Consider the following 24,177-nt stretch of genomic DNA (forward strand, 5'->3'; position numbering starts at 1 on the left):
ATGTCTTACGAACCCGCCTTTATACCTTAGCAAGGTAAAAAACTTAAATATCTGTTAAATCCCAAAAAAACAGTTCCGACAGCAGCTGCCGGAACTGTATCCTTGAGCTATACATCGCGCCGCAACGCTCGCAGAACGTCAACCTTGGTCGCCCGCTTCGCTGGACGTGACCCGGACAGAACGGCGACGCCAAGCGAGATGACGGCGGCAATCACCGTTAACAGCAGCGGAATATGCGAGAACCGGAAGTCCTCCGGCACCTGTTCATCCAGAAACGTGCGGATAAGAATCGGCAAAGCCGCATTCACGGCGACCGAGAGCACGTAGGATACCGTAATGCCGATGACGGTACCGAGAAGACCGATCAGCCCGCTCTCGAGCAGGAATATCCGGCGGATTGCAGTCGGGTGCGCTCCGATCGCCTTCATGATGCCGATATCTTGCGCACGCTCGGTCACGGCCATCGTCATCGTATTGAAAATGCCGATGGATGCTATCAGAACGGCAATCGTGCCGACGAACACCAGACCGATCTTCATGATCAGAAACACCATATTTACTTGCTTCAACTCATTTGCGATCGAATGATTCAAATATCCTTTGGATCGAATTTCTTCGCCGATGCCTTTAACATACTCTGCACTGTCCGCGATAGCTTGAACCTGGTTATATTGACGCGGCTCGGAAAGCGGCTTCGGCTGCGTCTCCTTCGGCCCGTCATTGCCCGGATTCGGCTTCTGGACAGCCCCGAACTGCGTGCCGGTAATCGATTCGATCTTCTGCAGCAGCGGCTCGCCCATGTAGATGTTTTTGTCTTTGTTCCATTCGCGGGTCGGCTCTTTGGTCACTCCGACAATGGTCGCGGTAAGCGGCGTTTTCTGTTCGACGCCGTTTACATAATGGGTTACTTCCAGCTGCATCTTCTTTCCGATCCACTCTTTCGCCGGAACCGGCTCCATCTTGCTCTGCGAAGAAGTAGAAGCAGCTTGTCCGACAGCGGCCGGTTCAGGATCCTTCTCCCGAATATGATAGCCGATGACGATTTCATCTGCCCCTTGAGGAAGCCTGCCTGCGCTGAGCCCGAAGCCCGCTTTCGTCTCCGCTTCGAAATCGACGGCGATCGCTCCCCCGCCGGACAATGCCGTTCCATCCACCGTTTTGCTTAAAGCTTGCCGAATGTAGTTGCGGTACGTTACCGCCTTGACATGCTCGACCGAGCGTAAATAACGGATATCGTCTTCGCCTAACTCGCTGGACGTCATTCCGCCGGTTTCCTTTCCCCAGATGTCGATTGAGGTGACCAATCGGTCGCCGACCATTTTGTCAACGATGCTCTTCTGCAGTCCGAAGCCGACGGAGGCAAGCACGATCAGAAATGCGCACCCCATTGCGGTAGCCAGGACGGTCATGAACAGCCGGGATTTGTTCTTCTTCATATTTTGCCGGACGAACCGGACTTGATCCGTGAATTTCAATCGTTCCATCCCCTTTTCTGCTGTGCGCGAATCTGTCCGTCCTGAAGCGTTATAGTATGATGCGCGACCGCGGCTACTTGTTCGTCGTGCGTAATGATAAGAAACGTTATACCATGCTCCCGGTTTAATTCCCCGATCAGCGCGAGCAGCTGGCGTTCGTTCTCGCTGTCCAGACTGCCGGTAGGTTCGTCGGCCAGCACGATCGGCGGATTCAGCACGAGAGCCCTCGCCACCGACACCCGTTGTTGCTGCCCGCCGGACAGCTCGCCCGGATAATGGCTGGCATACTCGGTCAAGCCTACCCGTTCCAGTAGCGCGTTTACCCGCTTCTTGCGCTGCTCCAGGCCGACTCCCTTCAAGACAAGCGGCAGCTCGACGTTCTCGAATGCGGTCATGCTCGGAATAAGTTGAAAGCTCTGAAACATGAAGCCGAAATGATCGAGTCTGAAGTCCGCCCATTCCCCTTCGCTTAGTTTCGTTACCGTCCGGCCCATCACCCGAATCTCACCGAGCGTCGGCCGAATATATCCGGAAATCAGATTGAGCAGTGTCGATTTCCCCGAACCGCTTCTACCGACGATCGCCACGACATCCCCCTGCTCCACGCGCATGTCGATATGATGAAGAACGGGGACGATCCGTTCTTTTCCTTTTTTGCCGATTACGAACTGATGGCTCATTCCGTTAATTTCGATCATCGTCTTCCCTCCGTATGTTCATTCCGACCGTTGTATCGGGCACGTGTCTCCACTCCGCATGAACCACTATATCGGACAACTTTTAAGCTTTCGAAAACGAATCATAAAAAATTTCTTAAGTTAATCTGTAGAAAAGTAAAGATATGCCGCATATAAAAAACGGCAGTCAGAACGTCCAGGTTTTGATCTGCCGAATGGCATCCGACTCTATTTTTCCGATTTCACCTTAAAGAAACGTCTCCGTAACGGTTATCGATCGTTTCCCGCAGCAATCGTTTGATCGATTGAATTACTTTTTCCTCGGCATCTTGCGCTTCGACGAGCAACGAAACTAGGCGATCCGCCTGCCCTCCCGTATCCAGCATCGATTGAAACAATCTTGCGACGACGGCGTACTGATCGGCAATCCCTCCGCTCTCCACGGTACGGTCCCGAATCATCTCGGCGTACAGCCCGATCTGCCGTTTCGATGCGGCATAGCACCGTAATACCTCCCAAGCTCCGGTCCTGTCGTAATCCCCTGTACGCAATGCATGAATAAAGGCATCATAAGCTTGACGTCCGCATGCATAATCCGTCTCGGGCAGCATAAAATCGTGCGACTCCCATTTGTAGACGGCTTGCAATAGCGATTCTTTGATCATTTCCCACTCGTCCAGCTCGATACGGTCTTCGAATACTTGATAATACCAATATGGCGACTTGTTCAGACCGAACTCGGCGTAAGACATCGTCTTGCAGTCGTCACCGCTCCCGTCGGAGTAGTACAATACTCCGCTATCGTCATTATAGCCCGTTACGATTACGAATCCGTCCTTCCATAGGACGGCCCCGGTCGACCGATCGAGCGATCTCTTGATCACCGATATCGCATCCTCCCGGTACAGAGGAAATGTTGCATCAAAGCTGAATCCGGCTTGCTGGGATGACGTGATCCCGATAAAATCGGCCGCCAAAAAGTTTTCCGCTATCCAATTGTAAGCAGTCGGGGACTCCGGCGTCAGCCGTCGGTTCACGACGAAGCGGAAAGCCGCTGCCGTCAAACCCGAAAGCATGGGCTTGGGCCAAAACGTCCATCCTTTATGCGACAATATTCCATGTAATGCGTCGATGTAGGAATGCGCCTCTATCGTCATCTTCAAGCCGGATAGCATATGCTGTCCCATCTATGATCCCTCCCCAATTACCTCGGCGTATGAATGCCCCAACGCGGAACTGTCGAACGCTTCCGGTCCGGATACCGCTCAGAAATGGATCGAAACCGTTCGATCGCTTGCTCCTCCAACGATTCGGCTTCCAGAAGCAGCTCGCGAAGCTCACCTATGCACTCGGGATTTACCCGCTTAGAGCCGTTATAATCAACCAGGCAGCCTTCGATCGGCGAAACGGTTCGTACAAGCTCGCTATAAATATCGGCGGCCTCATCCAGTCCGGGCAAAGCTTCACCGACATCGTGCAAATAGTGCTCAATCTCCCTTCTGGCATATAGATAAGAATTCAAAATATAGACGGCGCCACGTTCATCGTAATCCCGGCTATCCAACCCCCGAACCAAATAGGCGTAAGCAAGCTTGCCCGAAGCCATCTCGGTATCCGGCAGCGTTTTGTGCGGGGTATCCCAATCGTGGATCGCCAATCGCAGCGATTCGAGAACCATCGCCGGTTGTTCAATATGGATTCGATCGCCAAAGAGCTGGATATACCAGAACGGCGTGCTGTTTATTCCGAAGTTTTCGTACAACACGATTTGACTTTCCGGGGAGCGTCCGTCCTGCACGAAAAATACCCCGTCTTCGTCATCGTAACCGTGGATGACACCGAATTCCGGAAGCCAATACACAACTCCGATGCCCCGCTCTAAGCTGCACTTCACCCCTCGCACCGCATCCTCTCTGTAGTAGCGGAACGTCGGATGCCTGGTCCGCCCCCCGTCCGATTCCGTAAAAACACCCAAATTATCGACGGCCGGACGATGCTCCGTTCCCCATTGACCGTAGGCCGAGACGGACATGGGCAGCAGCCGCTTATGGACCGAGAATTTGAACGCCATCCCGCTCAGACCCGACAATATATACTTCGGACCGTCGAACAAACCAGCCGCCGACAAAATAGCATGCAAGCTGTCGGTAAACGATTTGGATTCGCGCTTCATCGATATTTGATGCAATACAACGCCTGACATCTTACCCCCCCTCCGATCCCAAGCGATTCAAGCTTGCTCTCCGTCATCTTCATTTAATCTCTCTAGAGCGCCGCTGCACTTTTCGCGCATTTTTGCTCTCAACCATTTCGGAGACAGCAGCCGCTTCCATTCCGTGACGAGCAGATGCTGAATGAACGAATCGGCATCATAGAACTCGATCTCATACAAGAGCCCGGCAACGGGACGCGCCGGATACCCGTTCCATGCCTGGCTCTTGAGAGCCGCTTCCAATAACACTTTGGCGATAAAAGGTTTCTTCCGCGATATGGCTTGATCTTCCTTTGCTTCAACGTCCGCATGCTCGAACGTTTCATTCGTAACAGCCGCCCGTCCGATTCCGTCCAGCCGAAAAGCGCGCTCCTTGCGGGACTGCTCGCAATAGGCGACTACGTAATCCGCGTTATATCGGGATACCAGCTTGAGAGGCCATATGCGGAACCGGGCATCCTCCGCTTGATCGTGATAGGCTATATGGACAATGAGCCGATCGCGAATCGCTTGGGAGAACAGCTCGAAGTTTTGAAGCAGCATCGGATTCACTTCGAAAACGGGCAGTCGATTGTAACGGCCGTCCTCATCCTCCTCCGTAAACCGGTCCAGCAAATACGCGATGCGGTTGACGACTGCGGCGTTCTCATAGTTGTATTGGCGGTATCGGTGAGCCAGAAACTTCAATACTTTCTTCTCTTCCTCCGTCATATATAGCAAAGGCAGCACATAGGTTTTATCTTCATAGACGTAGCCGCGCCTTTGGGCGACATATTGAAGCGGTGCGTGCAATGAAAATTCCATATACTCGATATCCCGCTGTGCTTGCCTTTTGGATATTTCGAATTGTTCCGCGAGGCGGCTGCTGTTCGGGAAATTGCCCTCGCGGATTTGCTGGTCGAACCATTGGATCCGGTGCATATTGCTCATGCTTGCGCAGCTCCCTTACGCCGGTATGTTCACGATTCATTATTTTATTCTATATCATCTCTCTCAAAGAAACGACCCGTTCCCTGAACAGGAACGGGATTCGTTTGTTCGCGCCCTTCATCCGTTGACGGCGTCGATTTTGACCTGCGGCGCTCCCGCACATCGTTTGCACACTTTCACCGCTTTTCCATCCGTTTTGGTGCGCGGATATAACAGCTTGATTCGGGTACTGGTGCAAATCGGGCAAGTTCCTCGTCCTCGGGAAGGCATATTCCACAGGACCCGGCCCCTCTTTGTTTTCGGCATTTGCTTGAATCCTCGTTTCTGGAATGTTATCGTCTTACGCCCCCAGTATAAAACAACTGATACGACATAAAATGTCGTATCAGTTTGATCGGGCGCTTAAATTGAACGGCATTCTTTCCGCAAAGCGGCCTACTTTTTTAACGCTGCTTCGATCCTCTTGTCCGCCTCTTCCTTGACTGTTCTGCTTATCGACAAATATAAAACGGACCTCGATACCTAACTCGCGGAACTTAATGAGTTGCCGTTCCGGATTTTGGCCTTTGGCCGAAACTGGTCCATACCAACTTCATCTTTATCGGTGGCCTTGTTCGTGTTTCAACTAAAAGCCGCGTACAACAATTAGAAAATGAAGAACCGCAATACAAAGGTTTCTAAAAATTAAACATACAAAGGGCTACCGATCGCAAAATCACGATCAGTAGCCCTTATTCATGCGTAAATTCGAAAATGTTCCAGTTGTTAATTTGCTTTGATTCAGTCGGTTCTTCATAGAGTAAAGTATGTTCTTCCGGAATCCGTTTCGTTGATAAAAGGTCACTTACCGTTCTGAATACATAAACCTTTTGTTTGATGCTTTTAATCAGTCTCTCAAGCGTTTGGCATGACGAATCTCAAATACCATTTATCGTGGTTCCTATGTTCTCCAGTCCCTCTTTTGTTCTTTCTATAACACTTGGCTCACTTGGAACATTTTTAGTTGCCTTTCCATCCAGAATTATCGGTGTTTCATCACCATTCATTTTGTTTCGATACTCAGGATGATTAACCATTTTGTATTCGTTTTTTTTCATTCTAGTCTCCTTTATTTTGTATCTGCTACTGTTTAAACAGTTTTATTTTTCCAATATCCCAATACGTTATGCAGGTTTTTGCTACGATTTGTGGTAAGTGCCGACCCTTTTGAATATTCGTCTTTAAAAATAAAAAACTCTTTGCTCATTACGTTACGTTATGTGGTGTAATGGTAAGGAGGTGAGATGCATGGATGGTACAGACAAAATCTATTTGATCGGCGAACTGGCCGCGGCAACCGGTGTAACCGTAAGAACACTTCAGCACTACGACAATATCGGGCTTTTGCCGACATCCGGCCGTACTGATGGAGGACGACGTTATTATACTAAGGAAGACATGCTCTGTTTAGAGCAAATCATTTTTTATAAATCATTAGGATTTTCCTTACAAGAAATACGCGACAAAGTGGTTAAACGTCCGAAGTTATCTCAGATCGAGCAAATCCTGCATGAGCAAGAGGTTGTGCTCTATAGAAAAATAGAAGACGCTCATGCAAGCCTTGCTTCAATCGCGGCATTTCGGACTGCCATCTCAGTTGGAAACTACCCCTCGTGGCAGTTGTTAACCGATTTTATCCGAACCTTAAGAAACAGTAATCTGTTGGATTGGGGGCAATACACTTTCGATGACGCCCAGAAGGAAATGTTGGGCAATCATTTTGCACAAAAAGAAGCCTTCGACTTTTATCACACATGGAGAGCAATAGCTTTGAAAGCCGTGACGCTTGCTATGTCCGGAGTCGCACCGGAAGATCCAACTGCACAAGAATTGGCCCAAGCTTGGTGGAAAATGGTACTGGAAGTAACCAAAGGGGATGATGAACGAATCCATGCTCTTGCACAGATTCAAGAAGATCGAGCTTCATGGCCTGAGGGAGACCGCGAACTCATGGATGCATCCCAATCTTTTATTGATCTATCGGTGAAGCACTATTTAAAGTCCCGACCCAAGGACAGCAAAGAGTACAGCTCTTTAAAACGTAAATACGATAGAAGCCTAATACATTCGGAGGAGATTCGCTAATAAAAATGAATAATAAAATATATCAACCAACCAAGGAGTCCCTTAATACTCACACGGTTCCAGAATGGTTTGAAGATGCTAAGTTTGGGGTGTTTATACACTGGGGGCTTTATTCTGTTCCTGGATTTGCTCCCTTGGGCAGTTTTGCGGAGACGTTGAAGACAGATTATGACAAGTCCATGTTAGTCTATCCATATGCCGAAGGCTACTGGAATGCAATTAAAGACCCGAACACACCATCCGCTCATTACCATAAAGCTAAGTATGGCAACATGCCCTATCAGGGATTCAGGCAGATGTTTTTGGACGGATTGAACGAATGGGATCCTTCTGCATGGGCAAAAACCTTTAGCGACGCAGGTGCAAAATATGTAGTGATCGTCTCCAAACACCATGATGGCTTCTGTCTATGGCCCACTGGGGTTAAAAATCCTCACGAGCAGAACTGGTTTAGCGAGCGTGATCTTATAGGAGAATTAGCTGAATCGGTTCGTAGAGAAGGCATTCGTTTTGGCATATACTACTCAGGCGGAATTGACTGGACTTTTCAGCGAAGAATTTCAAGAACGCTTGTTGACTATTCATTCTCCACGCCCGGAGGTGATTATCCGGCATATGCCGATGCCCAAGTTCGCGAACTCATTGAGCGGTATCATCCAGACATTTTATGGAACGATATATGTTGGCCTACCAATCAGGACACCCTGTTTCGCTTGTTCGCCTACTACTATGATGCCGTTCCTGACGGAGTGGTAAATGACCGATGGAAGCACACAAATCTGGGCAGCAAGTTTATGGGACTGAAGCCGGTACGGACTATAATGGATTTCATGATCAAGCAGATGATAAAGAAAAATCCCGATATCCACGCTGCCCTTGTACAACCTGCCATTCCCCATAGCGATTTCGCGACACCGGAGTATACGAAATATAAAGATATAAAAGCGAATAAATGGGAGATGACTCGTGGAATCGGAAGTTCATTTGGCTATAACCGCAATGAGCGTCATGAAGACTACGCCTCATTCGAGACATTATTTCTAGATTTTATAGATGCCGTGTCCAAAAATGGTAATTTACTGCTAAATGTAGGTCCCCGCGGTGAAGATGCACAAATACCCGCAGAACAATTAAGTCGATTGTCAAAATTCGGAGATTGGCTGAAGCAGAATGGGAACGCAGTGTACGGTACAAGGCCCTGGATACAAGCGGAAGCATTCACAGAGAATGGAGAGGCGATTCGGTTTACCAAGAAGGATAATAATGTTTATCTGATGATTCTAGGTAAGCCAAGCGGATCAACAATAAAAGTAAAGGAAGTATATATTGACGGCAAAGCATGCCTGCTAAGTGATGGGAGTCCGATAAACATAGAACGAGACGGTAATGACATGGTGCTTACTTTTGTACGGCAGCTTAATGATGTATTTGTACCTGTTGTACTTATTCAGAGTTTGCCGAGCAACTCCGGAGCGGATTGAACCGTTGTTTTTCAACAAGCGAGGGATTGGTTAACCGATAGTTTTGTCTTCCTCCATACTGGAAAGGAAATGTTATCCTCCCTGTCGAAATGTTACGGAAGCACATTTACCGGGAGGACCATCATGATCGATCTGCTTCAAAGTATTTCGCTGTTCTCAAGCCTGCACAACAGCCAGCTCCAAAGCATCGCGGACAAGTGCGCGACTCGGACGTTCAAAGCGGGCACCGTCTTGTTCCGCGAGAACGAGATCGGCACCGCCTTTTATCTTGTCGTGTCCGGGGCGATCAAAATATATACGACCAACAATCACGGGGAAGATAAAATCATGTCGATCCTGACGAGCGGCGACAGCTTCGGCGAGCTGGCTCTGCTCGACGGGAAGCCGAGATCCGCGACGGCCCAAGCGATCGAAGATACGAAGGTCATTTCGCTTGCAGCCAAGCAGTTCCAGCAGCTGCTGAAGGAGCATTTCGACATCAATCTCAGCATCTTGAAGCAATTAAGCGCAAGACTTCGCGAGACGAACCAGCAGGTGCAGGATCTTACATACATGGACGCCCGTCAGAGAGTCGTGAAGAATTTGGTCAAATTGGCCAACGATCACGGAAGCCGCAACGGCACGATCGTCCAGATTCAGATCAAGCTGAACTACAATGAATTGTCTCAGCTCGCGGGCGTGACCAAATCGCTGGTGTTCCAAGTGCTCCATGAGCTGCAATCGAAGCGCATCCTAACCGTTTCCGGCGATCAATTCCTGCTGGACTTGAAGCAGCTTTAGGTTCCGTTCCCTCCGGTAATCCCCGACCATATGACGTTCGCAGCGGGAAAAAGGGACTCATCGACATATCCGTGGGAGGTTGGCACGAAATATACGGCTACGAACTCCTCGGCCGGGTCGATTTTCAACACCGTCCACCCGCCTCCGTGGTGGAAAAAGGATTGCGGCGACAGCAGCGATTTTCCGCCTTCCACCGAAAATATGCCGAGCTTCTCCCGCACCATAAGCTCCACGGACTTTTTGCCGATCACGCGCCTCCCGTCGTATCGTCCTTTCTGCAGCAGCAGTTGACCGACTTTCCATAAATCCGGCAAGGTGGAGTAAAGTCCGCCTTCCGATCCCGGCGGCATATCCGGCGCCTGCGAGACCGCTGCCAGCATCTTGTCCTGCTCCTCCCGCGTCACAAGACACACCCTATCCCGCTCGGCCGCTGGAACTTGAAAGTAAGTATCCTTCATGTCCAACGCATCTAGCAAGTATTGCTTGACAAACTCCTGGTAGTGGACTCCCGAGACTCTCGTAATCACTTCTCCCAGTAAGGCAAAGCCGGCATTCGAGTAATTGAAGGCCACGGATCCATGCGCAAACGGTTGATCAAGTATCGCCCGCATCCAACGCTCCGGGTTAGCGAAATAGTTTTTATCCGCATCTAAGCCGGATGTATGCGTTAGCAGTTGATACAGCGTTATGGCCCGATACCCTTCGATGTCGAGTTCCTTAATATACTTGCTCACGCGGTGCTCCAGTGAGAGCAGGCCCATCTCGACAAGTTTCATAACTGCCAATGCGGTCAACGGCTTCGTGATAGAAGTGATCGGACGGATTGAGTCCGGTTGCAGAGCATTCGCGGTATCCCCCTCCTCCCATCCTCTCAAAGCTCCCAATGATCGATGGGCAAATATTTTCCCATATCTGGACAGCAAATAGCCGGCACAGAGCAATTTTCCGCTCTTCACCAGCTTCTCGAAATGGGTATCTACATGCTCCAGAACCTGTACGTCGTAATCGACCTCAGCCGCTTCAGCTTGTACGACGCCTTTCCTCCACTTCATCTTGGCAGTAACACTCACTATCCATCCCACCTGCTCCATAGACTTGACACTATTCCATTGTATGGAAATGCCCAAAAAAAAGATAGCCTACAATCGCTTGTAGGCTAACTCTATCCAGGATCGGATCATTTCAATTTTTGAAGCTCTTCGGCAATAACCTTGGTCATCTTCTCGTCGGCTTCGCGCAGCACCGTGTTGACATCTTTGCCGGCGTAGAGCAGATCGGTAAAGGCTGCAATCGGAATACCCGCCGCACTGCCTACAGGTACGAAACCGAACGGCTTCAGCACCGCTACCTTAGGCTTCGTGAAAGCAATGACATTTTTCGAGGAAAGCTCGGGAGTCGCTTTGCCGAATTGAGCGTTGATTTTCGGATCTTTCAGTACGGACGATTGCAAATTTTTGGTCATCTCGGTTTGGACTTCATCCGACAAAATAACCGATATGATTTGCATCGCCGCATCTTTTGCCTTGCTCGTGCTCGTAATCGACATCATCGGCGAGTCTACCCGTTGTCCTACGCCGGGAGCCACTTTATTCGACGGATACGTCACGACGTCCCACTTCAAGTCTTTCATGCCGAGAAGATCGGGCAGCTGGCCGGAATAGCCGGAGAACATCGCGATCTGCCCTGTTTTGAAGCCGGTAACCGTATTCATCTCTTTAGGCATGATAGGTGCACCCGGATACGTGTACAGGTTATACCACAATTGGAACAAGTTTTTCCATTCGTCGGTTTGGAACACGGATTTGTTGTTTTTCAGATCGACGAACGGAAGGCTCGCCTGATAAGCTCCGCGGTAGACGTTATCCGGGAACAAGCCGTAGTATTGAACGCCGCCTTCATTCCGGGTCAGCTTGACGGCTACTTCGCGGACTTCGTCCCAGGTCATGCCGTCTTTCGGATACGGTACGCCGAACTTGTCGAATAAATCTTTGTTATAGTATAAAGCGAACGTGTTGTTGTTCATCGGCAAGCCGGTGTAATAATTGAAACCGTTCACAATTTTGATCGATTCCAAATATTCCGGGCTGATCCGGTTCAAATCGATTCCATGGGTTTTGATTAATGCGTCCATGTTGAAATCGATACCGAGCTTCGTCAAATCGGTCAAATTGTACGGGTAATTGATTACCATATCCGGCGTTGCGTTGGATGCGACAAGCTCGTTCAGAGTGGAGCCTTTTTCCGCGGTGTTTATTCTTTCAATGGTAATGTGGGGAAATTTCTGCTTGACGGGATCGATGAAATACCGCTTTAAGTCCGCGTCGTTGACGATTCCCGCATGGACCGCAATTTTAACGGTCACCGGCTGATTATTGACGGCAGGGGCCGGTTTTGCGACGGAATCCGCAGGCTTGGTGCTGTCCTGACTTCCGCAAGCGCTTACAAAAAGCGCGAGCGATAAAATGGAAAACGATTTGAATGCAAAAGATTTTTGCAAGGTGAACACCCCATTCGATATTTTTTTGTATAAAAACCTTTTTAGGGATCATCCGATATAAACGATCAACTGGCAAAGAAGCGGAGATAAGGGCTTGCTGGATCAGGAGAGTGCATTCAATCTTGAAGGAATGTGAATCCGGAGCCGGAACGACCCCCGACGAAGTACAATGGCTTATGCCGGGGATCGCTCCCAATCATTGTATGCGGGTAGCGGATTTAATGCCTATGCATCAATACGTTGAAACTTTCGTTGTGACGGGGCACCATCGCGCCGTCTGCAAATAAGGCAGCAATACATCCAACGCTTCATTCGTTCTGATTCGCTGCAGAGCCGTTGCCGCTATCGCGGAAACGTATCTGGACCCTTGATCGGCCTTGGGGGTGGACAGCATAGACACGCCTATATCTGAATCATATAAAGCGTGACGCAAAGCGGGTACCGCTTCTTTTGCCTCGGGACCGAGACGGGCAAGCGCCAAGCCTGCCGTAAAGCGCACGTATTGATCTTTGTCCTGAAGCGCTTTGCTTACAGCGGGGACGATCAACGATGCCGGCTGCTTGATCATGCCGAGTGCCTCCACGACATGCTGGCGGATAAACGCAGACTCTTCCTGCAATAGTTCGATTAATCTCGGGACAGCCGGGCCGGCGTGCTCTCCCATTTCTCCCAGCGCGTAAGCGACTAACCCTCGTACATCGCTATTCTCGTATTCCGCATCCAACGCTTCGATCAGTGCCGGAATCGCTTGCGGACCCGCCGCGGCCAATCCGTGCGCGGAAAGCCGAGGCACCGAGAAGCTTCTGGGCTCAACTACGTCCGGAGCGGATCGCTTCAATCCGTTCACTAGGGTCGATATGCCTTCTTGCCCGGTGGCAGCGAGTGCGTAAGCGGCATTTAGCGCTTCGTTCTCATCCTCGCCGGTTAATGCTTGCGCCAATTCGTCGATGCTTCTGCCGTCCCCTGCTGCGGATAGATGACCCGGCTGTTCCGACCGGCTCTTCCAAGCCGGCGATCCCGACATCCAGCTCCAAACATGCTCCCATAGCAGACTGTTGTCTTTTACCGGCAGCATATTTTGCGGGGCTTGCCATTCCGTTCTCCGATTGTTCCATTCAGGCTGTTTCGGCGCTTGCAAACGGAAGAACAAAAATTTCAGCATGTATCGGTCGTTAAGCGATGAATTAGCGGTCGCCCTGTGCCATATATCATAAGTGATCAGTGCAAACGTCCCCGCTTTGCCGACTACCGGAAGATTGATTTCCTCTTCCTTGTTAATCTTGTAACGATTTTGCGAACCCGGCATAATACCGGTCGGCCCCATATCTCCCGTTACGTCTTGCGGGTAGTAGAAAATCATCGCAGACCAAGGAAGATGATTGCGTGTCTTCTCATTTCCCCAATAATTGTCCTTATGCCATCCCCCGTCGCTAGTGCCGGGACGATTATAATGACCGTGCCGGTGAGCATGCATGATATAATCGGGGCCCAGTACGCTCGTCAGAGCTCCTCTAATGGTGGGATGGTCGAAAATTTGCTGAACCTCGGGTATTCGGGGCACGAGATTGTTTCCCGGATTCCCTTCCTGCTTGTATACTTCACTCATTTTGTGCAGAACGGTTTGATGAAACTGCGGGGAAAAGTCGGTCTGAAGCTGCAAATATCCGTGAGCGATAAATTGCGCCATCTGTTCATCGTCCAACAAATACTTAGAATCGATCATTGAATGATCCCCTCCCAATCGAACAGTTGTAATCCTTCTCTGGACAATCCCTGACCATCTTCGCATTCTGCCTATTCATGGCTTCGATCTATTCGTCGGCTTCGCCGTTTAAAACGTCGTAGGGTTGCATCACCTCGCGCTCAACTTCTATATTATATATAATATACTCAATATATATGTAATGTCAATCGGAAGTTCGACATCCCGAATAAACGAAAAACCGCTAAAAACCCAAGAAGGACAAGGGATTTAACGGTTATGAACAAGTCGTGCCTATTTCTATTTCATCCCGAAAAGTTTCAATGCGTTTTCTCTGGCAACTTTCTGAAACACGGTTTCGCTTATTTTTTTCGTATCGCGCCATTCGATTAGGAGATCGACCAACGGGACGGGCATCGAAACGGTACAAATATCGGTGCCGAAAAATAACCGGTCCTGGAATTCCGTCAAAAACTTGGGACCATAGTCAGGGTCGCGGGCTAACGCATTGTGAGCGGTATAATCCGACAAATCGCCGTACAGATTCGGGTATCTGCGGAACAGAATCGGCACAACCCCCTCTTCCTGTATAGGGCCGCTGGGCAATCGGCCGACTTGGCCGCCGTTCAAATTGAAAATAATCGCTCTCTCGCCGGGGGTTTGCAATCGTCCGATTTCAGCCCAAAAAACGGGGCCGTGCCCGAAAATGATCAAATTCGGGAATCTTTGCAGCGTATGCTCGAGTTGGGGCAGTCCCGGATCGTCGTACAATCCGAAATCTCCGCCAATCTGGTCGGAGCCGTCAAAGACGACCGGAAGTCCTACGCGCTCCGCATGCCGAAACAAATTTTGTACCATCGGATGCATGAGAGGGACGTTCAACATGATTTCACCGAGCCCCTTGCAGCCTTTATCTCGATAATAAGACAGCAGTCTGTCCAGCGGCGCCTCCGCCGAATTGGACAAAGCCCGCGGATCGATGTTGCAGTAAGGAATCAATCGATCCGGATATTGCTCGGCCATATCGAGAATATCCTCGTTCGCTTGCGGGAGGTACACTTCCGGACTGACAATCGGCAGGATCACGCCTTTCTCGATCCCCAGCTCGTCATACCGCTGAATTAATTGTTCCGCCGTGCAAAACTGTACAACGAAGGGTACCGGTTTCCGATAGGCGTGTGCATGAATATCGATAAACATCATTTCCGCCTCCTCAACAAAGGTATGTATACGATATAACTGTATATTACATATAATATAATGTATAACATTCGTTTCGCCAATATGGGAAATTCCGCAGAAAAAACCGGCGACTTGATCAGTCACCGGTTTTGTCGCGCTAAGCAAAGCTTACAGCTCAAGGATTTTAATATTACGGAATTCGACGTATCCCCCATGGTCCTGTAATCCGATATGGCCTGCCCGAGGTTGATCCCGCCACGCGTATTTGAATTTATTGTCCGTCCCGTCCGGATTTTTGCCTGCAACCGACCATTGATCGATATCGGCTTCTACGACGGTAGTGCCGTTTAAGGTGAGTTGAATTTGATTGCGGTCGCACATAATCCGAATTTGATTCCACTCGCCCGCCGGACGTACCGCATTCGAGGACGGTGCTATCAAATCGTATAAGGCGCCGGAGCTGTTTTTGGCCATCTGCTCCTGATCGTACGTATCCAATATTTGCATCTCCAGCCCCGTATTCACCGGGTCCGCAAGGTCCGACCATCTGAAGAAAATGCCGCTGTTCACTTTGGGCGCCGTCTTGTAATCGAGGTGGAGAATAAAATGTTCGAACTGTCCGGCCGTATGCAAATAGCCGTTGGTTACGCCTTTGCAAACGATATTTCCGTCCTGCACCGTCCATCCTTCGGGTTGGCGGGTCGCCGCCCATCCATCCAGCGATACGCCGTCAAACAACAGCCGATACCCTTCATTCCGTTCTTGTTCCGTCAGAGCATTCATAGTGTCTCCTCCTTATATTCTCCATATTTCGGCAGCATCCAACTATACATTCTCCTTCTCGGCTCGATCTCCTGCCCCGAAAGCTACCTAAAAACACATCCGATTGCCTAATCATAAATGTGGTTTGACAGCGGTCTTCGACAGTATCCTTACTGGGATTGCTGTACGATATGAAGTACTATCCTATGTTTCTAGTAATCTCTCATGAAGGAGGCCGTACCGTGGAACATCATATCGAAAGTGCAGTTGACAAGTCCATGTTGTTGCCGCAGCCGTCCGATCACTCCAAGGAAGTACAAGAAGTGCCGCATAAACCGAAACTGACGATGAAATATTTGTATGAGCTCATTCAAGAGCTTCAACAAGAAAACCGTTCCCTCGCCTTTCGGTTGGAAGTATTGGAAAGTCGGTTAGCCGAAGATCACTTGTCGCGTGAAAGGATCGCCGCCACGGCCGAATTGCCGGTTGCGGACGGCGAAGGCGGCGGGACTTCGTCATCGATTGAAGCGACTGCAGCATCGCCGCAGCCGGCCAATGTAGATCATGCCCAGCTTGCTGGAATTACGGAAATCGTACACGTCCCGAATCCCCCGGTAAACATAAGCCCGATCCAAAACAGTAACGTAACAGGCGTCACGGAGCCGATTTTGATTCCACGTTCCGAGCGGCATCCCGCCCGCAAAAAAACGTTTTGGACGTTTTTCCTGTTCAGAAGCCGCACGACTTGACGTTTCCTAAGCGAACAGAAGCACAGCGGACTGCCGAATGGCCGTCAGCCGTGCTTTTTGTCGTTTTGGTCCCGCACTATTTGGCTTCCGAAATATGCCAGCATACACCGGCCGGATCAATGAGGTGCACCTCGCGCTTTCCCCAAGGGTAGAGCGTCGGTTCCTTCACCTTGATCGGGTACTTGTTGTCCGATGCGACTGCTTGTATATGCGTCCAAGTTTCATCCAGATTCTCAACGACCAATTCAATCATGTAATTATTTTGGAATTCTTGGTTATGGAAATTTTGCAGAAAAAACTCCTGTTCCCCCGTCCGAAAGATGCTGAGTCCGTTGTCGGAATACAGCTTCGTAAAGCCCAAGTCTTCGAAAAACCGTTGCGCAAGAGCGTAATCTTGACCGGATGGGATAAAGGGACGCAGCTTCAATGTTTTCATCAATTCTCCTCCTCGGATCAATCCGATCCTTGAATAATTTGGCGCAATGCCTTATCCAGCGTACGATACTTGAATGAATATCCGGCCTTCTCCAGCCTCTCCGGAATAACCCAACGGCTCTTCAATATCAACTCGGTTTCCGTCTGGATGAGAAATGCTCCGATTTCGAGCAGCCATTTGGGCGAGGGCAGCCCGAGCCTCCGATTCATCGCCTGCCGCAGCTGATCCATGAGTTCCCGATTGGTGACCGGATGAGGAGCCGAACAGTTGAACACCCCGCTCAGATCTTCCCTCTCTCCTAGAAACCGAATAATGTGAAATAAATCCTCGATATGAATCCAGCTGAACTTCTGATTACCGGACCCTTGCGCCCCTCCGAGCCCGAATCTGACCAGATTTTTGAAAGGAGCGATGACGCCTCCATCCTCGCCCAATACGATTGCGATTCTCAGTGCGGCCTGCCTCGTACTCGGGAGCTGAAAAGCGAAGAAGGCGCGCTCCCATTGCTTCGCAACATCGACGGAGAAGCCCGATCCGATCTCGCCGCTCTCCTCCGTCATCGGCCGGTCTTCGGCATGCCTATATATAGTAGCCGTGCTGGAATTGATCCATAACGGAGGCGGATTGTTGCATTCCATAAGCGCTTGTCCGAGAATGCGGGTCGTCTCCGTTCTGGACGATAAAATTTCGCGCTTATTTTTGTCCGTGTATCGACAATCGACCGACTTGCCCGCCAAATTGATCAGCATCTCGGAATGCTCCAATGCTTCGACAATCTCCGCTTTATTATGCCAAGAAATATGATAGTCTTGCCTTGAAATGATGTTCACATCGTACCCGAGATTATGAAATTGATCCTCCAAATAGTTGCCGATAAAACCGGTACCGCCGGCCAAAACTATTTTTTTGCTCACGAAAGTCCGCTCACCTCGCTTCCAGTCCATTAGATTGGGATATTCGCGGCATCCATCGAAATTCCTTTTTTCGAGCCATGTGAAGTTTGGATATGCCGTAAAAAAAGAGCGTCCCGTTATAGCGGCAGACGCTCTTCCAAAATTATTTCACGACATTAACTTTCAATATATCGCTCGAAGTGACGCCGGCCGCATTCACGAGCTCGGCACGGTACTCATACATGCCAATCGGCTTGCCGGCAATGGTCGTCACGGCGGTTTGCGCATTTGGAGAAGCCGCGGTCAAAGCTCGCGAATCGATCAGTCGCCCGTTTTCGTACAGGCGGTACTCGGTCGCGTTCGTGCCCCACCACATGTTCATCGTAATTTTATAACCTCCGTCACCGTCCCAATTATCATGGGACAGCACCGGCTTGCCGGGCGATGCATCGGTAACGGTTACGACCAGCGGATTGCATGAGGTTTTCCCGAAACCGTTGATCAGCTCGCAAGTGTACGTATACGACCCGTTAGGCTTGCCTTTGACGGCCGTCTTCACGACCTGTGCGGATGGGGTCTCGTCATTCAGCATTTGCGTATGAACAAGTACGCCGTTCTCGTACAATTTATATACCACTCCGTTATTCCCCCACCACATATTCATCGTAATGGTGTAATTCCCGTCCCGAAGTCCCGTTGCATGACCGCTATCGGAGGACAGCTCGGTCTTGCCCGGAATCCCGTTCGCCAAAGGCTTCTTAACCGTAACGACCGCTGCATTGGACTGTACGGTTTTGCCGTTCAGCGTCACGTTCGCCGTAATTTGCGAGGTTCCTTCTTTCAATGCCGTTACAGTTCCTTGCGCGTTTACGGCGACTGAAGCCGGGTTGCCGGAATTGTAAGCAATCGCGGCATTGGCCAGATCGACCGGCGTACCGTCAGCGGTTGAAGCGCGAAGCTGGATGGCGGAAGTTTGGCTAGGCCATAGCGTCGGCTGGTAGACGGATAGCGTAACTTGGCTTATCGTCGGCGCTACCGTTATCGTGATACGATTCGTCTCAACCGGAACTCCGTCCATAACGACCCGTGCCCATACTTCGGCGGTTCCGGCACTTTTGGCAACAAGCTTACCGTTCTCGAACCCGACGACCGCCGGATTGCCGCTGTACAGCTGCGGATTTCTCCGCTCCATCCTTTGGATGGTACGTCCCTTCTCGAGCAATCCCGTTATGGCGATATCCGCCGTCTCGGCTCCAAGCAAGCTCGTCTTGGAAACATCAAGTCGTGCCCCGATAGGACGTGCCAGGAGTCCGGGTATGGAAATTTTGAGCAGATCCGTTTCCTCCGTCAAATAGAAGTGACCGAAATCGTCTTGGGCGAGCCGGTTGTTTTTGCCGGCATTGCGAATGATTTGCTTCTGCTTCGTAGCCGCGTCGATCACCATGAATTGGTTCGCCTGAGTGACATAGACGTTGCCGTCCGTGCCGATCTGGAACTGGGCGTCGCGCCATACCGCACTGCTGTATGAGCGAGTGACGAGATTTTGCCTATGAACGACCTGTTTCGTTATGGGGTCGAATATGAACAAATCTCCTTCCGCCGAGCCCCAGATCATGCCGTCCGGTCCGACGATCAGCTCGGTAATTCCTTTCTTGCCGGGTACGGGCACCGTTTCAAACACTTTTTCCTTCTTCTTGACGTCCCAAATAAACAGCTTCGCTTCGGTTTCCGTCGGGTCGATACCCAGTCCGCCCCATACGTTCGAACCGCCGTATATGAGTCCGTCCTTGTATGTAACGGCCGTCACGCTCTGCTGATTGATCACATTTAAGTACGCTTCCCGTTCCTTCGTCTCCAGATCGAAGATGACGAGCGCTCCGCCGAGCATGCCGTACTTTGGAACGGTGCCGATCACCAGCTTGCCTTCCTCCGGCATGACCGTTCCGGCAAGTCCGCGGTCCTGATTGCCGACATCGGAGGCGGTGAACAAAAACTTCGGATTCGGCTGAGTCCGATGTTGTCTATCCCACGGCAGCGACTGGTCGTATTCATATACCCTCATGCCGGTATACGTAACGTAATAAATTTTATCCTTGTAGCTGTATACCATGTCGGTCTGCGTGCCCGGGACGGTCTGCTCGACTCCGACGGTTTGCTTGGAATATTCTTCACGCTGACCGGTTACCGGGTCATATATCGCATTGCCGCCCACGAGAAAAGCGCTCGTATGGATTCTGCCGTCATTGCCTTTTGCAACCGTATGCAATCCGCTCGGTTCCCCGTCGATCGGGATGATTACATTTCTTGTTTTTCCCGTGGCAGGATTGTATTTGAACAATCTTCCTTCCATAATGCCTACCAAGGAACTGCCGGGAAACTCCGGATCGGGAAGCTGGGCAAAAGTAAAGCCGTTGGCGCTCACGACCGTATTGACGCCTATCATGTTGTACTGCTTCGTATTGAAATCATAATAGCCGAGCTCGTTCGAGACGGTGAAGTAAGCCTTGTTATCGGCGGACTTCGGCGAAATCAATCTGGAAGTGATAGGCGCGCTCGTCTCCTCAAATATACCTGTATTCAAATCCATGGCTAACGTGGCGCCGGGAGAAAGTCTCATGAACAGCTTATCGCCGATCACTTTCATATCCCAAACGAATTGCGCCGACGAGTATGCAGCCGGGAGCTGGATTTCCGTCTTTACGCCCGTATCCCTGTCATATCGAATCAGATGGGCATGGGAGCCGATGCCGAAATAATAGTCGTTTCTGCTCTCGTCGTAAGCTACGGAGTAGGCATAGTACTCTTCAGGCGTCGCTCTACCCAAATTGATGAGTTCACCGGTTGAAGTGTTGTACTCGAAAGCTTCGTTTTTGTTATACGTTCCACCGACGAGAAGCCCGGCCGGTCCGGTCTTTAAGTCGAAGACGGCGGAGCCCGGCACTTTTTTCACAAAATGCACCTTGTCTTCGCCCGGAACATATTTGAACATATTCGTCGGCGTTCCGGCCATGTATACGGTTCCATCAGGCTGAACGGCAAGTCCTCTGAGATGTTCGCCCTTGTAATACGTGCCGGATACCGTGTCCTCGACGGCGATTTGCTTGAGCACCGTTTCCGTATTCACATCGATGACGAGCAGCTTGGCGGGAATCCCCGATAAGGTAGCGTATGCGATCGTTCTGCCTGAAGGCTCCGTATGAAACACCGCTCTGCTTATGTCGATATTGTGGACGAATTGACCCAGATTGGTTAGCTCGTAGGGGACGCTCCCCGTATCCACCATGCTGAAATGAAGACCGTCCACGACCGTCGATCCTTTGGCGGCATTTTGGGAGTAGATCAGCACTCTGGCATAGGCGGCTCCAGCCGGAGCAACCGCTTCCACCGTAAATTCGCTCCATGTCGACGATGGCGTCAGCGTGACGAACTTGTTGCTGATGGAGCCGCTAACCACGTCGTCCTCCGTTTTTTTGAACGTCCGGATGCCGACATACATCGTACCGGTCGTGTTCGTTGCCATCAGCTTCAGTCGGACGTTATCGCCAGCGGAAACTTCGATCGGATCGCTGTAAGCTACTACGGCGCTTGTTGTCGAATTGTCCGTGACCGCGAGACTGTTGGCTCCCTCGCTGCTGATGCTGTCGGTCACCTCGAAGGACACCCCCGGAATGTCGCTTCTGCGTAATTTCCAGCCCGGAATCGGCTGGTTCTCATCCCCCGGCATTTCGAAACCAGGATTGACCAGCAAATTCGGTGCCGCCGTCTGAGCGTTGGCCGTCATAGCGCCAGGAAGCGCTATCGCGGTCAGAAGGCACGCTGCCAGCATCAGTCGTACGGTGTTGGACCACAACTTGAACCTCATCAATCATCCCTCCTATACCTGATTTGTTTCGCCGCCTCGGCTGCTTTCGTTCACCTATCGGCAAGAAAGGTTAGCTCCATTTCGTAACCCCATACTAACCCCTTGATCAGCATAATTCTTTTTGAAAGCGCAGTCAATCTGATGAATCTCGGATTTTTCTGTCTATAAAGTGTCTGTAAAGAGTCTTTTAACCGCCCTGATTATATGCGCCTTTTTTGCCGATTTGCTAGAAATATAGGTTTCCGCCACAATCCGATGTAGCGCCATTCTCATATATTGCTAGCACAAGGAGGGATTCACATGATCAAAAAGAAAGCTAGACCCACTGCGCGGAAAGCGACCGTGCAGCAGCTTCTCCCCCGTTTGACGCTCTGGAGCGACGCCAATTTTTCAGGGAGACGTTTGCGTTTTCGCGGTAATTTGGGCGTCCGCAGTTTGGTAGATTTTAATTTCAACGACGTCCTGTCCAGCTTTACGTTTGTAGGAACTTCCAACTCCACTTTGGTGCTGTTCTCGGATATTAACTACCAAGGCAATCGCCGCGTATTCCGAGGAGATACGGAAGTATCCTTCCTGAACGGTTTCAATGACGTGACTTCTTCCTTCGTCATGTCCCGCCGGAGGTTGTCGGATGCGGAGATCAACCGGATCCAGAATCGCGGCTCGGCGCCGAACAACTTCGCGGAAATATTGAGAAGACGGCTGAGATAAAGTCGAACGAAGCAAAAAAACGCAAAACCTGTCTGCTGTCGAGAACAGGGTTTGCGTTTTTTTGTGTTTTCCTTATCGAACTTACTTCGGCAGCTCGGACAGCTTCTGAATCGATTTCTCCTGAATCGACCGGATTGCCGAGTTCACGTCCATGCCGCCGGCAATATCTTTTCTGGCCGCTTCGGTATAGAAGCTTACCGTTCCGTCATATTTCGTAATGGCGGGCTGACCCGGCTTCGTTTTGAACAGAGCCTGAACGTTTTTGCCTTTGAATTCGGGAAGCTTGGAGCCGTATACTTTTTTGATTTCTTCATTTTTCAATACGCTTGGCGTGCCGTATTCGCTCATCATCGTCTGCACTTCGTCCGAGGTGATCACCTTCAGCACCTCGAGCGCCGCAGCGCCGTTTTTGCTTACGTTGGAGAGGGCGAGCATATGAATGTCCACCGACCGGCCGCGACCCAAAAATTCTTTGAAGTTGGGCAAAGATACCATATCCCAGTCCATACCGGCCAGATCCGCCTTGCTGTTTACGACTTGAAGCGCCCACATCGGCAGCATGGCGACATTTTTATCCTTCAGGAAGCCGTTCGCACCGTAGTCGTATTTGCCGTTATTCACAAATCCGGGAATATCGTAAGCGGATTTGAACATAGTGTATATTTTACGCCAGTTGTCGGTGTCGATCAACGGTTTTACCGTCTTCGCATCCGCATAAGGCAGCGACATGCCCGATGCGACGTCCGCCACTCGCCCCGGGTCGAAGCCGATATAATTGACCCCGCCGTCCGAACGGGTTAACCGGCGTCCGAGCTCGACGACTTCTTCCCAAGTCATCCCGTCCTTCGGATACGGCACGGCGAATTTATCGAATATCGATTTGTTGTAAACCAATACGCCGACATTGGCGGAGAAAGGAACCCCGTACACTTCCCCTTTCTCGCCGAACGACTTGGCCGCATCCAGAAAAGGGGTGTCGATCCGGTTCAAGTCCAGACCTGACGTCTTGATCAACGCGCTCATATCTTGCTGAAGCTGCAAGTTCAAATACGTCGGCAAGCCGACATTGCTGCCGTAATAAAAATCGGTGAAGTTTTTGGCGGCGACCAAATCGTCGATCGTCGAGCCTTTGTCATGCTTGACGACCTGGAACGTGATATGGGGCAGCTTCTGCTTGAGCGGCCCGATAATAAATTGCTGAAGCCTCTCGTCCGATATGTTGTTGAAATGGTTGTACATCGTGATCGTTACCGGTTCCGGCGGTTTAGCCGCCGCCCCTTTCGTTTCCGGTGCGGCCTCCTTCGGCTTCTCTCCTTGACTGCCGCAGCCCGCAAGCGCTCCTGCCGCCACGACCGAAGTAATCAAGCAAACTTTAAAATTACGAATCATGCTCATTCGGATTTCCTCCTGTTAGATGGTTGTTGCTGTTCAGCAGCATCTTTCTATTTCTGGCTCGCGAGTCATGTCGCTTGTGTTGTGCTTCCCCCCATTCGCTCCTCGGAAACCGTTTTCAGTGATATCATAACTTGACAAGGCGTTTAAATCTTTATTCAATTGATCGTTTTTTTTGTTATCTTGTTTGTTAAGTTGTTCGTTTCATTTGTACTTTCGTTCGGCATGCCTTCACGGTATTGTAGAAGTGAACGGCTGGAAAATGTTGCTGCAGCTAGAAAGATTGCGCTACAGGGGGACGTTGTTATTTGT

At 50.4% G+C, this 24,177-nt stretch carries 21 protein-coding genes; 5 read left to right on the top strand and 16 right to left on the bottom strand.

Annotated elements, in window-relative coordinates:
- Positions 1 to 107: 107 nt before the first annotated feature.
- The 7 genes from FE783_RS10400 to FE783_RS10435 form a co-directional block, all read right to left on the bottom strand.
- The gene (locus FE783_RS10400; protein ID WP_138879288.1) at positions 108 to 1,484 is read right to left on the bottom strand and encodes an ABC transporter permease; all 1,377 of its coding nucleotides are present in this window, start codon (positions 1,482 to 1,484) and stop codon (positions 108 to 110) included.
- Positions 1,472 to 2,173 carry an ABC transporter ATP-binding protein gene (locus tag FE783_RS10405; protein ID WP_138879289.1) on the bottom strand — a complete coding sequence of 234 codons (702 nt, stop codon included), beginning with the start codon at positions 2,171 to 2,173 and terminating at the stop codon, positions 1,472 to 1,474. Before FE783_RS10405 ends, FE783_RS10400 begins: the two co-directional genes overlap by 13 nt.
- Before the next feature lie 221 nt (positions 2,174 to 2,394).
- A complete protein-coding gene (locus FE783_RS10410) occupies positions 2,395 to 3,339 on the bottom strand; it encodes a hypothetical protein (RefSeq protein WP_138879290.1) in 945 nt (314 codons plus the stop codon).
- Between the two features lie 17 nt (positions 3,340 to 3,356).
- Positions 3,357 to 4,355, bottom strand: coding sequence for a hypothetical protein (locus FE783_RS10415; RefSeq protein WP_138879291.1), 999 nt, complete (start codon positions 4,353 to 4,355; stop codon positions 3,357 to 3,359).
- Positions 4,356 to 4,382: 27 nt separating this feature from the next.
- Positions 4,383 to 5,294, bottom strand: coding sequence for a helix-turn-helix transcriptional regulator (locus FE783_RS10420; RefSeq protein WP_138879292.1), 912 nt, complete (start codon positions 5,292 to 5,294; stop codon positions 4,383 to 4,385).
- Between the two features lie 117 nt (positions 5,295 to 5,411).
- Positions 5,412 to 5,600, bottom strand: a complete 189-nt coding sequence (locus FE783_RS38260; RefSeq protein ID WP_138879293.1) for a hypothetical protein — start codon at positions 5,598 to 5,600, stop codon at positions 5,412 to 5,414.
- Positions 5,601 to 6,211: 611 nt separating this feature from the next.
- Positions 6,212 to 6,391, bottom strand: a complete 180-nt coding sequence (locus FE783_RS10435; RefSeq protein WP_138879294.1) for a hypothetical protein — start codon at positions 6,389 to 6,391, stop codon at positions 6,212 to 6,214.
- Positions 6,392 to 6,581: 190 nt separating this feature from the next.
- Here FE783_RS10435 and FE783_RS10440 point away from each other — a divergent pair, with 190 nt between their 5' ends.
- From FE783_RS10440 to FE783_RS10450, 3 genes are all read left to right on the top strand, one after another.
- Complete coding sequence (locus FE783_RS10440; RefSeq protein ID WP_158301716.1) at positions 6,582 to 7,418, top strand: MerR family transcriptional regulator; 837 nt, start codon at positions 6,582 to 6,584, stop codon at positions 7,416 to 7,418.
- 5 nt (positions 7,419 to 7,423) lie between these two features.
- Entirely contained in the window at positions 7,424 to 8,899 is a 1,476-nt protein-coding gene (locus FE783_RS10445; RefSeq protein WP_138879296.1) for an alpha-L-fucosidase, read from the top strand.
- 123 nt (positions 8,900 to 9,022) lie between these two features.
- Positions 9,023 to 9,679 carry a Crp/Fnr family transcriptional regulator gene (locus FE783_RS10450; protein ID WP_158301717.1) on the top strand — a complete coding sequence of 219 codons (657 nt, stop codon included), beginning with the start codon at positions 9,023 to 9,025 and terminating at the stop codon, positions 9,677 to 9,679.
- Here the strand turns inward: FE783_RS10450 and FE783_RS10455 are convergent.
- From FE783_RS10455 to FE783_RS10475, 5 genes are all read right to left on the bottom strand, one after another.
- Entirely contained in the window at positions 9,676 to 10,749 is a 1,074-nt protein-coding gene (locus FE783_RS10455) for a serine hydrolase domain-containing protein (RefSeq protein WP_158301718.1), read from the bottom strand. The genes FE783_RS10450 and FE783_RS10455 overlap by 4 nt on opposite strands.
- Positions 10,750 to 10,856: 107 nt before the next feature.
- Positions 10,857 to 12,176: an ABC transporter substrate-binding protein gene (locus FE783_RS10460; protein WP_158301719.1), complete on the bottom strand. Its 1,320-nt coding sequence runs from the start codon at positions 12,174 to 12,176 to the stop codon at positions 10,857 to 10,859.
- Positions 12,177 to 12,408: 232 nt separating this feature from the next.
- The gene (locus tag FE783_RS10465; protein ID WP_138879300.1) at positions 12,409 to 13,899 is read right to left on the bottom strand and encodes a HEAT repeat domain-containing protein; all 1,491 of its coding nucleotides are present in this window, start codon (positions 13,897 to 13,899) and stop codon (positions 12,409 to 12,411) included.
- A gap of 279 nt (positions 13,900 to 14,178) precedes the next feature.
- A complete protein-coding gene (locus tag FE783_RS10470) occupies positions 14,179 to 15,081 on the bottom strand; it encodes an amidohydrolase family protein (protein ID WP_138879301.1) in 903 nt (300 codons plus the stop codon).
- 147 nt (positions 15,082 to 15,228) lie between these two features.
- A complete protein-coding gene (locus FE783_RS10475) occupies positions 15,229 to 15,843 on the bottom strand; it encodes a 3-keto-disaccharide hydrolase (RefSeq protein WP_138879302.1) in 615 nt (204 codons plus the stop codon).
- Positions 15,844 to 16,064: 221 nt separating this feature from the next.
- Between FE783_RS10475 and FE783_RS10480 the strand changes: the two genes are divergently transcribed.
- Positions 16,065 to 16,571, top strand: a complete 507-nt coding sequence (locus FE783_RS10480) for a hypothetical protein (RefSeq protein WP_138879303.1) — start codon at positions 16,065 to 16,067, stop codon at positions 16,569 to 16,571.
- A gap of 76 nt (positions 16,572 to 16,647) precedes the next feature.
- On the opposite strand, the gene FE783_RS10485 is transcribed toward FE783_RS10480, so the two are convergent.
- From FE783_RS10485 to FE783_RS10495, 3 genes are all read right to left on the bottom strand, one after another.
- On the bottom strand, positions 16,648 to 17,007 hold the full coding sequence (locus FE783_RS10485; RefSeq protein WP_138879304.1) for a VOC family protein: 360 nt from the start codon (positions 17,005 to 17,007) through the stop codon (positions 16,648 to 16,650).
- Between the two features lie 17 nt (positions 17,008 to 17,024).
- A complete protein-coding gene (locus tag FE783_RS10490; protein ID WP_138879305.1) occupies positions 17,025 to 17,921 on the bottom strand; it encodes a TIGR01777 family oxidoreductase in 897 nt (298 codons plus the stop codon).
- 142 nt (positions 17,922 to 18,063) lie between these two features.
- Positions 18,064 to 21,762 (bottom strand): hypothetical protein, encoded by a 3,699-nt coding sequence (locus FE783_RS10495; protein ID WP_138879306.1) that lies wholly within the window; start codon positions 21,760 to 21,762, stop codon positions 18,064 to 18,066.
- A 300-nt stretch (positions 21,763 to 22,062) separates the two neighbouring features.
- Here FE783_RS10495 and FE783_RS10500 point away from each other — a divergent pair, with 300 nt between their 5' ends.
- Complete coding sequence (locus tag FE783_RS10500) at positions 22,063 to 22,473, top strand: peptidase inhibitor family I36 protein (protein ID WP_138879307.1); 411 nt, start codon at positions 22,063 to 22,065, stop codon at positions 22,471 to 22,473.
- Between the two features lie 81 nt (positions 22,474 to 22,554).
- On the opposite strand, the gene FE783_RS10505 is transcribed toward FE783_RS10500, so the two are convergent.
- Positions 22,555 to 23,868: an ABC transporter substrate-binding protein gene (locus tag FE783_RS10505; RefSeq protein ID WP_138879308.1), complete on the bottom strand. Its 1,314-nt coding sequence runs from the start codon at positions 23,866 to 23,868 to the stop codon at positions 22,555 to 22,557.
- Positions 23,869 to 24,177: the final 309 nt, after the last annotated feature.

It is taken from the genome of Paenibacillus mesophilus (genome assembly GCF_005938385.1).
GTDB classification, from domain to species: domain Bacteria; phylum Bacillota; class Bacilli; order Paenibacillales; family NBRC-103111; genus Paenibacillus_AB; species Paenibacillus_AB mesophilus.